This window comes from Sphingomonas endophytica, assembly GCF_014199415.1.
GTDB classification, from domain to species: Bacteria; Pseudomonadota; Alphaproteobacteria; order Sphingomonadales; family Sphingomonadaceae; genus Sphingomonas; species Sphingomonas endophytica.
This window is the reverse complement of the sequence record NZ_JACIJN010000005.1, coordinates 78799-92087: the sequence shown is the minus strand read 5'-3', so window position 1 is coordinate 92087 and position 13289 is coordinate 78799. Positions and strand designations below refer to the sequence as shown.

Annotated in this window: 15 protein-coding genes; 5 read left to right on the top strand and 10 right to left on the bottom strand. The window is 69.3% G+C overall.

The features are described from left to right. Window positions 1-124: 124 nt before the first annotated feature. Window positions 125-595: an OsmC family protein gene (locus tag FHS97_RS08820; RefSeq protein ID WP_184035970.1), complete on the bottom strand. Its 471-nt coding sequence runs from the start codon at window positions 593-595 to the stop codon at window positions 125-127. Beyond that, window positions 592-2529, bottom strand: coding sequence for an OPT family oligopeptide transporter (locus tag FHS97_RS08815; protein ID WP_184035967.1), 1938 nt, complete (start codon window positions 2527-2529; stop codon window positions 592-594). The genes FHS97_RS08820 and FHS97_RS08815 overlap by 4 nt, the downstream gene beginning before the upstream one ends. 89 nt (window positions 2530-2618) lie before the next feature. On the opposite strand from FHS97_RS08815, the gene FHS97_RS08810 reads away from it, so the two are divergent. Further along, entirely contained in the window at window positions 2619-3236 is a 618-nt protein-coding gene (locus FHS97_RS08810; protein WP_184035964.1) for an FMN-binding negative transcriptional regulator, read from the top strand. A 6-nt stretch (window positions 3237-3242) separates the two neighbouring features. On the opposite strand, the gene FHS97_RS08805 is transcribed toward FHS97_RS08810, so the two are convergent. Next, complete coding sequence (locus FHS97_RS08805; protein WP_184035961.1) at window positions 3243-4031, bottom strand: DUF6454 family protein; 789 nt, start codon at window positions 4029-4031, stop codon at window positions 3243-3245. A gap of 111 nt (window positions 4032-4142) precedes the next feature. On the opposite strand from FHS97_RS08805, the gene FHS97_RS08800 reads away from it, so the two are divergent. From FHS97_RS08800 to FHS97_RS08790, 3 genes are all read left to right on the top strand, one after another. Continuing rightward, window positions 4143-4625, top strand: coding sequence for a GNAT family N-acetyltransferase (locus tag FHS97_RS08800; RefSeq protein WP_184035958.1), 483 nt, complete (start codon window positions 4143-4145; stop codon window positions 4623-4625). 345 nt (window positions 4626-4970) lie between these two features. Continuing rightward, the gene (locus FHS97_RS08795) at window positions 4971-6257 is read left to right on the top strand and encodes a homoserine dehydrogenase (RefSeq protein WP_184035955.1); all 1287 of its coding nucleotides are present in this window, start codon (window positions 4971-4973) and stop codon (window positions 6255-6257) included. A gap of 170 nt (window positions 6258-6427) precedes the next feature. Further along, window positions 6428-7651: a threonine synthase gene (locus tag FHS97_RS08790; protein WP_184035952.1), complete on the top strand. Its 1224-nt coding sequence runs from the start codon at window positions 6428-6430 to the stop codon at window positions 7649-7651. Window positions 7652-7779: 128 nt separating this feature from the next. Here FHS97_RS08790 and FHS97_RS08785 read toward each other — a convergent pair whose 3' ends face one another. From FHS97_RS08785 to FHS97_RS17705, 4 genes are all read right to left on the bottom strand, one after another. Beyond that, a complete protein-coding gene (locus FHS97_RS08785) occupies window positions 7780-8154 on the bottom strand; it encodes a hypothetical protein (RefSeq protein ID WP_184035950.1) in 375 nt (124 codons plus the stop codon). Between the two features lie 120 nt (window positions 8155-8274). Further along, a complete protein-coding gene (locus tag FHS97_RS08780; RefSeq protein ID WP_184035947.1) occupies window positions 8275-8481 on the bottom strand; it encodes a hypothetical protein in 207 nt (68 codons plus the stop codon). Window positions 8482-8620: 139 nt separating this feature from the next. After that, window positions 8621-9904, bottom strand: a complete 1284-nt coding sequence (murA, locus tag FHS97_RS08775) for a UDP-N-acetylglucosamine 1-carboxyvinyltransferase (protein WP_184035944.1) — start codon at window positions 9902-9904, stop codon at window positions 8621-8623. 66 nt (window positions 9905-9970) lie between these two features. Beyond that, window positions 9971-10240, bottom strand: a complete 270-nt coding sequence (locus tag FHS97_RS17705; RefSeq protein ID WP_343053421.1) for a hypothetical protein — start codon at window positions 10238-10240, stop codon at window positions 9971-9973. On the opposite strand from FHS97_RS17705, the gene FHS97_RS08770 reads away from it, so the two are divergent. Beyond that, entirely contained in the window at window positions 10142-10771 is a 630-nt protein-coding gene (locus FHS97_RS08770) for a Crp/Fnr family transcriptional regulator (protein WP_343053419.1), read from the top strand. The two genes, FHS97_RS17705 and FHS97_RS08770, sit on opposite strands and share 99 nt — an antisense overlap. A gap of 2 nt (window positions 10772-10773) precedes the next feature. Here FHS97_RS08770 and pgmG read toward each other — a convergent pair whose 3' ends face one another. Genes pgmG through FHS97_RS08755 form a run of 3 tightly spaced genes read right to left on the bottom strand, consistent with a single transcriptional unit; the run spans window position 10774 to window position 13219 of the window. After that, the gene (gene pgmG / locus FHS97_RS08765; RefSeq protein ID WP_184035939.1) at window positions 10774-12144 is read right to left on the bottom strand and encodes a phosphoglucomutase/phosphomannomutase PgmG; all 1371 of its coding nucleotides are present in this window, start codon (window positions 12142-12144) and stop codon (window positions 10774-10776) included. Then, window positions 12141-12407, bottom strand: a complete 267-nt coding sequence (locus tag FHS97_RS08760; RefSeq protein WP_184035936.1) for a J domain-containing protein — start codon at window positions 12405-12407, stop codon at window positions 12141-12143. The genes pgmG and FHS97_RS08760 overlap by 4 nt, the downstream gene beginning before the upstream one ends. Before the next feature lie 2 nt (window positions 12408-12409). Next, entirely contained in the window at window positions 12410-13219 is an 810-nt protein-coding gene (locus tag FHS97_RS08755) for a division plane positioning ATPase MipZ (protein ID WP_184035933.1), read from the bottom strand. Window positions 13220-13289 lie beyond the last annotated feature (70 nt).

Here is a 13289-nt window from a genome sequence, read left to right as displayed (position 1 = left end):
GGCAGCTCCGTCATTGCGAGCACAGCGAAGCAATCCAGGGCCGGATCAGGACGCCCTGGATTGGTTCGCTGCGCTCGCAATGACGAACAACAATTGCCATGCGCCGCACCTTAGCGCCGGATGGTTAACCAGAACATACCGCGGCGACCGCGATCACCGCCGCGTGGCGCACCGGGAAGGCGACCGACCGCGCGATGAAGCAGCGCCGCTGCGCCTCCGCATGAAGCGCCTCCGCCAAGGCGGCGTCGCCCCCGGCGGCGATCGTCACGTGCGGGCGCAGCGTCGCCTCGCTGACCTGCCCGTTGCCGTCCTTGTCGAGCGTCAGCACCGCATCCGCCTCGTCGTGATAATCGGTGACGACGATCCCCGCATCGGCGCACAGGTGCAGATACCATAATTGATGACACGCGCTGATCGCGCCGAGCAGCAGCTCTTCAGGGTTCCAGCGCGTGGCGTCGCCGCGGAAGCGCGGATCGGATGAGCCGGCGATTACCGGCTTCCCCTCGGCCGCAATCTCATGGTCGCGCGCATAGCTGGTATAGCCCGCGGTGCCGACGCCGCGATTGCCGGTCCAGCGCAGCCAGACGCGCGTCACGCCGCGTGGAGCTTTCGCGTGCGGCGATACAGCCACCACGCGACCAGCGCGAACAGCAACGTCCCCGCGATCAGCGCCGGTCCCTCGAACCCGTCGACCAGCGCGAGCGGCGTCTCGGTGCCGGTCTCATAGACGATCCCCGCGAAAACGACGTTCCACAGGCTCTCGCCGACGATCATGCCGGTGGCGGTCAGCACCCCTAGCCGCTTCGCCGCCTCGGCATCGGGCAGCGTGTCGGCGCGCCTGTCGTAGAAATGCCCGATCACCGCGCCGACCACCACGGTCAACGTCGCGCTCATCGGCAGGTAGATGCCCAGCCCGACCCCTAGCGGCGGCAGTCGCAAGCGCCCGGCACGCCCCAGCGCCTCGTCGAGCGCGATCGCCGCCACGCCGGCGAGCGCACCCCAGCCGATCATCGTCCAGTTGAGATTGCCGCCGAGCACGCCCTGCGCCAGCGCCGAGATCAGCGCCGCCTGCGGTGCAGCCAACGCGTTCGGCCCCGCGCCCGGCATTCCGGCAAAGCCGAACGACGTGTAGAGCAATTGCATCACCGGCGGCACCACCACCGAGCCGAAGCACACGCCGATCACCAGCGCGACCTGCTGCTTCCACGGCGTTGCGCCGACCAGCTGCCCGGTCTTCAGATCCTGGAGATTGTCGTTCGAGATCGTCGCCACGCCGAACACGATGCCCGTCACGATCAGCGCATAGGCGACCAGCGCCTGCGTCTGTGCGACCTCCCCGCCGCGCCCGAACAGCCCGACCAGCAGCGTCGCCGCCGCGATCACCGACAGGATGCCGATCCCCGACACTGGCGAGTTCGATGCGCCGATCAGCCCGGCCATATAGCCGCACACCGCTGCGATCACGAGCCCGATCACCGCCACGAACAACAGGCTGCCCGCGACCAGCGCCCATTCATGTCCGGCGAGCGGCCCGCCGCTCACCACCGAATGGAGCAGCACCGCGACCGGCACGAGCGTCGCAAGGCTCACCACTGCGACGACGCCGATCGGCAGGTCGCGTTCCTCGATCGCGACGCTGTCGCCACGCGCGGCGGTCAGCGACGCGCGCAGCCCGCCGATCACCGGCTTAGCGATCCGCAGCAAGGTCCAGATCGCCGCCACCCCGATCACACCCGCGCCGAAGAAGCGCACGTCGCTGCGGAACACCCCGTTCGCCCAGACCGCGACATCGCCCGCCTGCGGCGCGGCGGCGGTCAGGATCGGCAGCACCACCCACCAGCCCACCACGACGCCGAGCAGGATCGCGAGCCCCGCCGACAGCCCGATCAGATGCCCCGCGCCGAGCAGCGCGAACGATAGCCCCGCGCTCACTCCGGTCGCGCCCGCGCCGACGCGGAAGAAGTGCGCGGCTTCGCCCGCGATCAGCCGCGTCTGCGTCAGGATCGAGAAGCCCGCGGCGGCCAGTGTGCTCGCGACGATCGCCGACAGCCCCTTGGCGCTCTCCGCGCCGCCGTGACGGCTTTCCTCCCCGACCTTGAGCACCTCGGCGGCGGCCCGGCCTTCGGGGAAGGGCAGCACGGTATCGACCACCAGCGCACGGCGCAGCGGCACCGAGAACATCACGCCGAGGATGCCGCCGGTTGCGGTGATCGTCGCGGTGGTGACGAACGGAAAGCCCTGCCACCAGCCGATCATCACGAGGCCCGGCAGCACGAAGATGATCGCCGCCAGCGTCCCCGCCGCCGAGGCGACGGTCTGGACGATGTTGTTCTCAAGGATCGTCGAATCGCGGAATGCGCGCAGCACCGCCATCGAGATCACCGCCGCGGGGATCGAGGTGGCGAAGGTCAGCCCGATCTTGAGCCCGAGATAGACGTTGGCGGCAGTGAACAGCAACGTGATGACCCCGCCGAGCAGCACGCCGCGGAGCGTGAGTTCGACCGGGGACCGGAGAGGAGCGGAAGCCATGCCGCTCTCTGGCACAAGTCCGCTGCCGGTTACAGCGTGGGCTCACCCATGATGGTCAACCCGGAGGCGCGATCGTATAAGCCGTTCCCATGTACCGGCCGCCTGCTTTTCGCGAAGATCGTCCGGATGTGCTCCGTGCCGCCATACTGGCGCATCCGCTTGCCACGCTCGTGACCGCGGGCGACCGCGGCATCGTCGCGAACGTGATCCCGTTCAGTCTTGCGGCCACGGCACGGGGTGACGTGCTCAGGGCGCATCTCGCTCGCGCGAACGAGCAGGTCGCCGACCTTCGCGCGGGTGCATCGGCGCTCGTCCTGTTTCAGGGGCCGCAAGCCTATGTCAGCCCGTCATGGTATGCGAGCAAGCGTGTCCACGCGAAGGTCGTGCCCACATGGAACTACGTTGTCGTGCAGGCGCGCGGCACGGCGCGCATGATCGACGATCCGGCCTGGTTGCTGGAGCAGATCGCCAATCTAACGACGGCGGCGGAGGAGGATCAGCTCGAACCATGGACGGTTGCCGATGCACCCGACGACTTCATCCGGGGTCAGCTGAAAGGCATCGTTGGGGTGGAGATCACTGTCGATCGCCTCGAAGGTAAATGGAAGGTCAGCCAAAACCGTAGTCGCGAGGACCGCATAAGCGTGGCCGATGGACTACGCGCGGCTGGCAATCATCAGGTCGCCGACCTGATCCCGCACGATTGAGCCGCACTACGCCGACGCGTCGTGCTCCAGCCGAAAGCGGTACAGCCGCCCCGGCCCATCCTCCGGCGCGAAATACAGGTCGCGTCCCTCGATCGCCATGCCCTCGGCCGTATAGGCGCCGGCGCCGATCGAGCGGCGCAGCGTCAGTCGGGGCCAGTCCAGCCAGTCCACCGTCCCGGTCCACCACGACCGCGGCCCGCTGCCCACCAGTCGCCCGCCGGCGAACTTGAGATCCTGATAGCGGGTCGGCGACGGGTTGGGAACGACCCGCATCCGCGTCGGCGCATCGCGGTCGATGACGTACAGCAGCCGGCTGTTCCAATTGCCCGCCACCAGCCAGCGCCCCTGCGCCGCGACGCAGCCGAGGTGATCCGCGACCCGGATGCGCCGCCGCACGCGCAGCGTCCCGGTATCCAGCTCGACCAGCACCGCCGAGCTGTTCGCGCGCAACTCAGCGACCGGCACCCATAGCGAATGCCCGTCGACCGAGATTCCGCCGGGATGATAGCGCGCGCCATCGGTCAGCTCGATCCGGCGCAGTGACCGACCCGTCGCGCGATCGAACAGGTGCAGGTAGCCGCGACGCGAAAACCGATCGACCGACGTTACCCACACGCGCGAGCCTTGCAGCGCCAGCCCCTGAACGTGGAAGATTTCGCCATCCAGCGCCGTGGCACCGCGAAAGCGCGCGCCCTCCACTTCGTTCTCGGCGGTCTGCGGCGCGGCGGCGACCGACAGGCTCGACAGTAGCAACAAGGCGAGGGTCGTCCCCGATCGCATCCATCGACGGTTCATGGCCGGACCCCGCAGCTTGCCTGCGACGCCCATGCCCGCGCTTCGTGTCAGCAGCGCGCAAGCTGCGTTGCGATTTGATGAGGGTCCGGTGTCGTTCTAAAGACGTTGCCGATGATGATCCGCCCGGCCACGCCCGATGATGCGGCGGCGATCGCCGCGCTGATCCTTCCCGAAATCGCCGCCGGCGAAACCTATGCCCTGCCACGCGACATTAGCGCCGCGGCGGCTGTTGCATATTGGTGCGGCCCGGATCGGCAAACCTTCGTCGTTGAAGATCAGGGGCGTCTGCTCGGCAGCTATTACCTGCGTGCGAACCAGGCCGGTGGCGGCGATCACGTCGCCAATGCCGGCTATATGGTCGAGCCGGCGGCGCGTGGGCGCGGCATCGCGCGCGCCATGGCGAGCGATTCGTTCGATCGTGCGCGCGCCGCCGGCTTCACCGCCATGCAGTTCAACTTCGTGGTGTCGAGCAACGCAGGCGCGGTGGCGTTATGGCAGGCGCTCGGCTTTGCGATCGTCGGGCGATTGCCCGGCGCGTTCCGCCATCCGACGCTCGAGGCGGTCGACGCCTTGGTGATGTTCCGCACGTTGTAAGGAACGCCTCGCCCGGGGGAACGGTCCGCCGACCGTCCCCCGCTCCGCTGCCGGTTCGACCGGCGCATCCTGTCCTGTTTTTTCCTGTTCGTCCGCGCTCTCCGGTGCGGCGAGTCGCTGCCTAGCGGACGTCCGGGCCAAAAAAAAGCCGGGCAAAGCCCGGCTGTAAAAGTTTTTAGGAGAGGATGCCTGAAAGGCACACCTTTTTTGCGCCGCAGCACGTCAGGACGCAAGTGCAATAATTCCCACTTCGATTGCATGAATTGCAATTCACGATCTTGTCGTCGCGCTCGACAGCGCAATCCGCACCGCCTAGCAGCACGGGCTAAGGACACGGAGACGAACATGGCGCAGGCGTTGCGGGTGGCATTGGCGGGGCTGGGAACGGTCGGGGGCGGCGTGATCCGCGTGCTCGACGAGAACCGCGAGCTGATTACCCGCCGCGCCGGCCGCCCGATCGAGGTGGTGGCGGTGTCGGCGCGCGATCGCGCCAAGGACCGCGGCGTCGACCTGTCGCGCTTCGCCTGGATCGACGACACCGCGGCGCTCGCCGAGGCGGAGGCGGACGTGGTGGTCGAGCTGATCGGCGGCGCGGACGGGCCGGCGCTGGCGCTGGCGCGGCGCACGCTTTCGGCGGGCAAGGGCTTCGTCACCGCCAACAAGGCGATGCTCGCGCATCACGGGCTGGAGCTGGCGCGCATCGCGGAGGGGGCGGGCGTGCCGCTGAAGTTTGAGGCGGCGGTGGCGGGTGGCATTCCGGTCATCAAGGGCTTGCGCGAGGGAGCGGCAGCGAATGCGATCGCGCGCGTCTATGGCATCCTCAACGGCACCTGCAATTTCATCGTCTCGAAGATGGAGGCCGAGGGGCGCGACTTCGCCGAGGTGCTCGCCGAGGCGCAGGCGCTCGGCTTCGCCGAGGCCGATCCGTCGTTCGATATCGACGGCGTTGATGCCGCGCACAAATTGTCGATCCTCGCCAGCCTCGCCTTCGGCACCGCGCCGGCGTTCGGCGATGTGGCGATCAGCGGCATCCGCCACCTGCTCGCCGCCGACATCGCCGAGGCGGCGGCGCTCGGCTATCGCGTGCGGCTGGTCGGGGTCGCGGAGGCGGATGGCGACCGGCTGTTCCAGCGCGTTCACGCGCATCTCGTCCCCAACGATCACCCGCTCGCGCATGTCACCGGCGCGACCAATGCGGTGGTGGCGGAGGGCAATTTCGTCGGTCGCCTGCTGTTCCAGGGCGCGGGGGCGGGCGAGGGGCCGACCGCGAGCGCGGTGGTCGCCGACCTGATCGACATCGCGCGCGGCGAGGCCGGCCCGCCGTTCGCGATGCCCGCCGACGCGCTGGCGACCGCCGCGGCCGCGGACAGCGGCGAGCGGCGCGGGCGCGCCTATCTACGCTTCACGGTGGCCGACCGCGTCGGCGTGCTCGCGGAGATCGCCGCGGCGATGCGCGACGCGGGCGTGTCGATCGAAAGCCTGATCCAGCGCGGCGCGCCCGCCGATGGCAGCGTGCTGGTCGCGATCGTCACCCACGACGGCCCGGAGCGCTGCGTCGCCGCGGCGCTGGAGCGGCTGCGCGGGTCGCAGAGCCTGACCGGCGAGCCGTTGTGGATGCACATTCTGGGGTAAGCTCTCCCGTGCCGTTATCCCCGCGCGAGCAGGAATCCAGAACCTCTGACGTTGCGGACCTTGCGGGCACCTGCGCGTCTGGATTCCCGCCGACGCGGGAATGACGATGGAAGTGGGTTTGCGCACGGGCCGGGGATGACGCTTCATGCCGCGCCCGCTAGACCCGCGGCATGAACGAGAACCTCACCGCCGATCGCCCGACGTTCGTCACGCATCTCGAATGCTCGCTGACCGGCGAGCATTATGCGGCGGATCAGCTCCACAATCTCTCGCGCGCCGGGCGGCCGCTGCTGGTGCGCTACGACCTCGACGCGGTCCGTGCCGCGCTGCCGCGTGACACGCTTGCCGCGCGCGCGACCGATCTGTGGCGGTGGCGCGAGCTGCTGCCGGTGCGGGCGACCCGCAACATCGTCAGCCTCGGTGAGATCGAGACACCGCTGATCCCGCTCCCGCTCAGCGCCGGACCCAATGTCTGGGTCAAGGACGAAGGGCGGCTGCCGACCGGCAGCTTCAAGGCGCGCGGACTGGTGATGGCGGTCGCGATGGCCAAGGAACTGGGCGTCACGCGGATCGCGATGCCGACCAACGGCAATGCCGGCGCGGCGCTCGCCGCCTATGCGACGCGCGTCGGGATCGAGACGATCGTCTTCTGCCCCGACGACACGCCCGAGGTGAACGTGCGCGAGATCGCCGCGCAGGGCGCGCGCGTGTGGCGCGTCAACGGGTTGATCGACGATTGCGGCGCGATCGTCGCCAAGGGAACGGCGGAAGGCCGCTGGTTCGATTTTTCGACGCTCAAGGAGCCGTACCGGATCGAGGGCAAGAAGACGATGGGGCTGGAGCTTGTCGCGCAGCTCGGCTGGCGACTGCCCAAGGCGATCTTCTACCCGACCGGCGGCGGCACCGGACTGATCGGGATGTGGAAGGCGTTCGACGAGCTCGAGGCGCTCGGCTGGACCGGTGCCGAGCGGCCGCGCATGTATGCCGTGCAGGCATCGGGCTGCGCCCCGATAGTCCGCGCGTTCGAGGCCGGCGAGGAACATGCCGAACGCTGGGAGGATGCGCAGACCGTCGCAGCGGGTATTCGCGTGCCGCGCGCGGTCGGCGATTTCCTGATCCTGCGTGCGGTGCGCGCGAGCGGCGGCAAGGCGCTGGCGGTCGGCGATCCCGCGATCCTCAAGGCGGTCGACGACGCCGCGCGCCGCGACGGGCTGTTGCTCTGCCCCGAAGGTGGCGCGACGCTGGCGGCGTACCGGCAGGCGCTCCGCGACGGCGAGGTCGACGAGGACGAGGAGGTGGTGCTGTTCAATTGCGCCACCGGGCTCAAATATCCGCTCCCCGCCGCCGAGCAGCGGCTCGACCGGCACGGGGTGATCGACTTCGACGCCCTGTAACCGAGTTGAGCGGTCGCGCCGGTCTTCGGGCTGTTCGCGCTCTTTTCGCTCCGAGCACCGTTTATCCCGTCGCCCCGGATCAAGTCGGGGATGACGGCCTGAAGTACGAGGGTCCCGGATGCGGCCGGCTAGAGCGTGACGTCGCGCTGCGCCGTCTCGGCGCACGATCGACCGATCCACCACGCGTAGAGCAGGATGCCCAGCCCGATCGCGACGCTGGTGGCGGCGATCGGCAGGCTGTCGCTGAACCCTTCCGACCAGTCGACCACGCCTATCGTTCCGATCGCGACGCCTGCGACCACCATGATCCAGCCGACCAGCCCCGCCGACCATCGCGCGCGTGGCTCGAGCTTGTCGATCAGCAGGCGCGCGCTGGCAGGGTCGACATCGAGCGCCTTGCGGATGGTGCGGTTGAACATGGCCTGCGAGATCAGGCGACAGATCCCCGCAACCACGAAGGCGAGAAAGGCCAGCGCACCGAGCGGGACGACGATCGCTACCATTTACGGTGATCCACAGCGGCCGCAGCAACGACGGCAAGGAAGCGGTCCTGCGCCAGCGCGATCGAGCGAACGGGCCGGCCCGTTCGGCGCAGCGCGACGGTCGTCATCGACCGACCGGGATCAATGCCGTGCGCAGGAGCGGCGAAGCTGGATGCCCTTGAACGTCAGCACCAGATGACCGAACCGCTCGCGCACCAGCCCTTGATCGAGCATATCGCGGATCGCTGCCGGATCCTGTCCGCGTGAGATAATCAGCGACGCGCCGGCGTTGCGTGCGGTCCACAGGATATTCTCGAGCTGCGGCGTGCTGCCGGTCGTCGCGTCCATCATTCCCACCCCTGGGCGTGCGCGCGACTCGTGCCGGCGCAGGGCCGACAGAAACGATTGCGCGCCCGTTCGTCAACGCCCCGCCGCAGGGCTGAACGAAAATGATTGACAAAGTGTTAACGCAACTCGCCAAAGTGGGTCAGCCGCCGCCGTCGCGCTCGATATCCGCGCCGACCGCCTGCAGTTTCTCCTCCAGCCGCTCGTAACCGCGATCGAGGTGGTAGACGCGCGACACGGTCGTCTCGCCATCCGCGACCAGCCCCGCGATGATGAGGCTCATCGACGCGCGCAGGTCGGTCGCCATCACCGGCGCGCCGACCAGCCGGTCGACCCCGGTCACCTCGGCGGTGCGCCCGCGCACGCTGATGTCCGCGCCCATCCGCGCCAGCTCGGGGACGTGCATGTAGCGGTTCTCGAAGATCGTCTCGGTCAGCGTGCTGGTGCCCGGCGCCTTGCACAGCATCGCCATGAACTGCGCCTGCATGTCGGTGGCAAAGCCCGGATAGGGCGCGGTCGACAGCGACAGCGGCTTCAGCTCGGCCTCGGACGTGACCATGATCGACCCGCGCCGCTCCTCGATCCCGACACCGGCCGCGCGCAGCGCGTCGAGCGTCGCGCCCATGTCGGCGGCGTTGACGTTGGTCAGCTCGACCGCGCCGCCGGTCACCGCCACCGCGCAGGCATAGCTGCCCGCCTCGATCCGGTCGGGCATCACGGCATAGGTGGCGCCGTGCAGCTCGTCGACGCCCTCGATCTCCAGCGTGTCGGTGCCGACGCCCTCGATCCGCGCGCCCATCGCGATCAGGCAGCGGCACAGGTCGACGATCTCCGGTTCGCGCGCGGCATTCTCGATCCGGCTGCTGCCCTTCGCGGTCACCGCCGCCATGATGACGTTCTCGGTCGCACCGACCGAGACCACCGGAAAGGCGTAGCGGCCACCGGACAGCCGTCCGCCCGGGGCGGTCGCGGTGACGAAGCCGGCGCTCATTTCCAGCGTCGCGCCGATCGCCTCCAGCGCCTTGAGGTGGAGGTCGATCGGGCGATTGCCGATCGCGCAGCCGCCCGGCAGCGAGACGCGCGCCTGCCCGGCGCGCGCGAGGATCGGCCCGAGCACGAGGATCGAGGCGCGCATCTTGCGCACGATGTCATAAGGCGCCTCGGTCGAGGTAAGCTGCCCGGCGCGGATCGTCATCACGCGGCCGAACTCGTCGGGCTTGCTGCCCTCGATCCGCGTCGAGGCGCCCAACTGGTTGAGCAGATGCCCGAAACCGTCGACGTCGGCGAGCCGCGGCAGGTTGCGCAGCGTCAGCGGCTCGTCGGTGAGCAACGCGCACGGCATCAGGGTCAGCGCGGCGTTCTTGGCGCCGGAAACGGGAAGTTTGCCGGTCAGGCGGCGGCCGCCGCGGATGAGGATACGGTCCATCGGCACGCTCTATCGAAGCCGCGGCGTCGCGCCAAGTGAACGAACGCATCTGCCGGTTGATCGGTTTTAATGCAGTGCGTGGCCGCGCCCGCGTAACGATCCGAAGAACTTGAGGATCAACATTGCGTGCCAGCGCTTAGTTTCGCCGATCGGGTCGGTGATTTTCTGTCTCTTTCCGCGGTTGAGCGCGGCGTGCTGGCGGGGCTTGTCGAGCGGGAACGCCCGCTTCGCCGCGGTGTGACACTCGTGCGGCAGAATGAACGTGGCACCGATCTCTTCGCGCTGAAAAGCGGGATGATGATGGGCTATGTGCTGCTCGGCGACGGTGGTCGTCAAATCTTGCGGCTGATCTTTCCGGGCGATCTTTTCGGAACGCAGGTGATGGTGTTCGGCAAGGCGCAGCAAACACTGGTCGCCGCCGCGGACAGCGTCGTCGCGCCGATCGACCGCGCCGCCTTGGCCGACGCGACGCTTCGTCACCCGCGTCTGGCGCTGGCCTTGACCGCGCTTGAACAGATCGAGAGTGCATCGCTGGCCGATCGGCTGGCGACGGTCGCCAAGATGCCGGCGCGCGCGCGCGTGGCGGGAATGTTGCTCGAGATCCGCGGCCGGATGCGGCGCGGCGATCCCGCGATCGGCGACAGCTTCAGCCCCGGATTAACGCAGGAGGAGATCGGCGACGCGATCGGGCTGACCGCGGTGCACGTCAACCGCATGCTGCGCCAGCTCGAGGATCAGGCGCTGATCGCGCGCGCCGGCGGGCGGGTGACGATCCTCGACGAGGCCGGCATGCGCCGCGCCGCCGGGCGCAACGATCGCGGCGACGGCGCCGACCTTTCATGGCTGCCCGAGGTGCAGCCGGCCTGACACTATCCGGTGCGCGACAGGCCGCACGCCGCCAGCTGTGCGTCGATCGTCGCGACCAGCCGCGCCAGCGCTTCCGGGTCGCGCCCCTCGGCGCGCAGCGTCAGCGCCGCCTGCGTGTTCGAGGCGCGCAGCAGCCACCAGCCGTCGTCGGTCGAGACGCGCACGCCGTCGGTCATCATCACCCGCGCGCCCGCCGCGGCCAGCCGCGCCGCGACCTCCTCGACCGTCGCGGTCTTGCGCGCCTCGGGCACCGGCACGCGCCATTCGGGGGTCGCGACCCGCGCCGAGGTTTCCGCGCGCAGGTCGGTCAGCGTCCGCCCCGACACATGCACCGCATGGATCAGCCGTACCGCGGCGTAGAGCGCGTCGTCGAAGCCGAAGTAATCGTGCGCGAAGAAGATATGCCCCGACAGCTCGCCGGCCAGCGGCGCGCCCAGCGCCTTCATCTTCGTCTTGATCTCGCTATGCCCGGTCCGCCACATCACCGGCGTGCCGCCCAGTTCGGTGATCCGCTCGAACAGCGCGTCGCTCGACTTGACGTCGGCGACGATCGTGCTGCCCGGCAGTTCGGCGAGGATCGGCGCGACGAGGATCGATAGAATCTCGTCGCCCCACAGCACGCGGCCGTGCGCGTCGACCGCGCCGATGCGGTCGCCGTCGCCGTCGAAAGCCAGTCCGAAATCGAGCTTCTTCTCCGTCACCAGCGCCTGGAGCTGTGCGAGATTGGCCTCCACCGTCGGATCGGGATGGTGGTTGGGGAAGGTGCCGTCGATGTCGCAGAACAACAGATGATGTTCGCCTGGAAGCTGCGCGGTGAGCGCACGGACGGCGGGACCGGCTGCCCCGTTGCCCGCGTCCCAGCCGATCCGGTAGGTGCCGCCCGCATAGCCGGCGAGCAGCCGGCCGACATAGGCGTCGCGCACCTCGGCCGCGGTGACGGTGCCCGCGCCGACCTCCCAGTCGCCGGCCTCGGCGAGCCGCGCGAGATCGCGCACGTCCGGCCCGCAAAAGCTGTTGCCCTGCATCACCAGCTTGAAGCCATTGTCCTCGCGGGGATTATGGCTGCCGGTTACCTGTACGCCGCCATCCACTCCTAGCGTCGCGGCGGCATAATAGAGCATCGGCGACGGCCCGACCCCGATCCGGACGACGTCGACCCCCGAGGCGGTCAGCCCCGCGACCAGCGCCGCCTCCAGCATCGGCGAGTGCGTCCGCCCGTCATAGCCGACCGCGACGCGGGTGCCGCCCGCGCGCCGGATGCGCGTCGCGAAGCCGCGCCCGACCGCCCAGGCATCCGCCTCGGTCAGCGTGTCGCCGACGCGCCCGCGGATGTCGTAGGCGCGCAGGATCTCGGGCGAGAGCCGGTGCGTCATCGCGGGTCCTTCAGCGCCGCCAGCAGCGTGTCGCGCGCCGCGTTGACGCGGCGCGCGCGCTGTTCGGAGCCGCCGCGGTCGGGGTGCAGCTCGCTCATCAGCCGGCGGTGCGCGGCGCGGATCTCGCCCGCGTCGGCGCGCGCATCGACCCCCAGCACGCGCCGGGCCTCGCCCGTCGGCGAGCGCCGCTTCTTCGCCGGCTTGCGCAGCAGCACCCAAACGCCCCACACGATCAGCGCCGCGACGATCCATTTGATCAGCATCGTCAGGCCGCCTGTGTCACGCCGACTTCGGGCAGCGCCAGCGCCGCCATCATCTCGCGCAGCTCCTGCCGCGCGGCGACATGGCTCAGCCCCATGCCGCCGAACTCCTTGGCGTCGAGCAGCGTCAGCCCCTTGGGGAACAATTCGCGGTAGATCACGCGCTCGCCGAGGCCGGGGATGATCCGGAAGCCGACGCGGCGCGCGAGCTGGTCGAGCGCTTCCGACACGCGGCGCATGTTGCGCGCTTCCAGATATTGCAGGCGGTTGCGCAGCACGACCCAGTCGATCGTCGTCCCGTCCTCGCGCGCGCGGGCCTTGCGCGCGTCCCAGATCAGCTCCGAATAGAAGCTGGGGCGGACCACCTTGTAGGTTTCGGGATCGACCTGTCCGATCAGGTCGAAGTCGACGAAGCTGTCGTTCATCGGCGTCACCAGCGTATCCGCCAGCGCGACCGCGATCCGCGCCGCCGGGTCGTCACGCCCCGGCGTGTCGATGACGAGGAAGTCATAGCCGTCGGTGAAGTCGCGGTACAGCGACGGGAACACCCCGTCGGCACGCCCGTCGCCGGTGGCATGGACCGGCACCGCCAGCTCGATCGCGGCGCGCGTCATGGTCGCCGCGCGATTGTCGAGATAGCGGCCCAGCGTCCGCTGGCGATGATCGAGATCGATGCACGCCACCCGCGCGCCCTTCGCGGCCAAGGCGATCGCGACGTGGACCGCCGTCGTCGACTTGCCCGTTCCACCTTTTTCGTTGGCGAACACGATCACATGGGTGCGACCGTGCGGCGCTTCCGTCCCCGTTTCGGACAATTCGTCGCATCCTCGATTGATTGCGTCCTGTCGCGACCATAGAACCCCCGACCGCGAGTTTCGAGGGGTA

What these genes read in the sequence shown, in the direction of transcription:
- pgmG (WP_184035939.1), bottom strand. Translation starts at nt 12,144, where the DNA reads ATGACGCACCGGCTCTCGCCCGAGATCCTGCGCGCCTACGACATCCGC.
- FHS97_RS08815 (WP_184035967.1), bottom strand. Translation starts at nt 2,529, where the DNA reads ATGGCTTCCGCTCCTCTCCGGTCCCCGGTCGAACTCACGCTCCGCGGC.
- murA (WP_184035944.1), bottom strand. Translation starts at nt 9,904, where the DNA reads ATGGACCGTATCCTCATCCGCGGCGGCCGCCGCCTGACCGGCAAACTT.
- FHS97_RS08785 (WP_184035950.1), bottom strand. Translation starts at nt 8,154, where the DNA reads ATGGTAGCGATCGTCGTCCCGCTCGGTGCGCTGGCCTTTCTCGCCTTC.
- FHS97_RS08790 (WP_184035952.1), top strand. Translation starts at nt 6,428, where the DNA reads ATGAACGAGAACCTCACCGCCGATCGCCCGACGTTCGTCACGCATCTC.
- FHS97_RS08795 (WP_184035955.1), top strand. Translation starts at nt 4,971, where the DNA reads ATGGCGCAGGCGTTGCGGGTGGCATTGGCGGGGCTGGGAACGGTCGGG.
- FHS97_RS08810 (WP_184035964.1), top strand. Translation starts at nt 2,619, where the DNA reads ATGTACCGGCCGCCTGCTTTTCGCGAAGATCGTCCGGATGTGCTCCGT.
- FHS97_RS08800 (WP_184035958.1), top strand. Translation starts at nt 4,143, where the DNA reads ATGATGATCCGCCCGGCCACGCCCGATGATGCGGCGGCGATCGCCGCG.
- FHS97_RS08805 (WP_184035961.1), bottom strand. Translation starts at nt 4,031, where the DNA reads ATGAACCGTCGATGGATGCGATCGGGGACGACCCTCGCCTTGTTGCTA.
- FHS97_RS08780 (WP_184035947.1), bottom strand. Translation starts at nt 8,481, where the DNA reads ATGGACGCGACGACCGGCAGCACGCCGCAGCTCGAGAATATCCTGTGG.
- FHS97_RS08760 (WP_184035936.1), bottom strand. Translation starts at nt 12,407, where the DNA reads ATGCTGATCAAATGGATCGTCGCGGCGCTGATCGTGTGGGGCGTTTGG.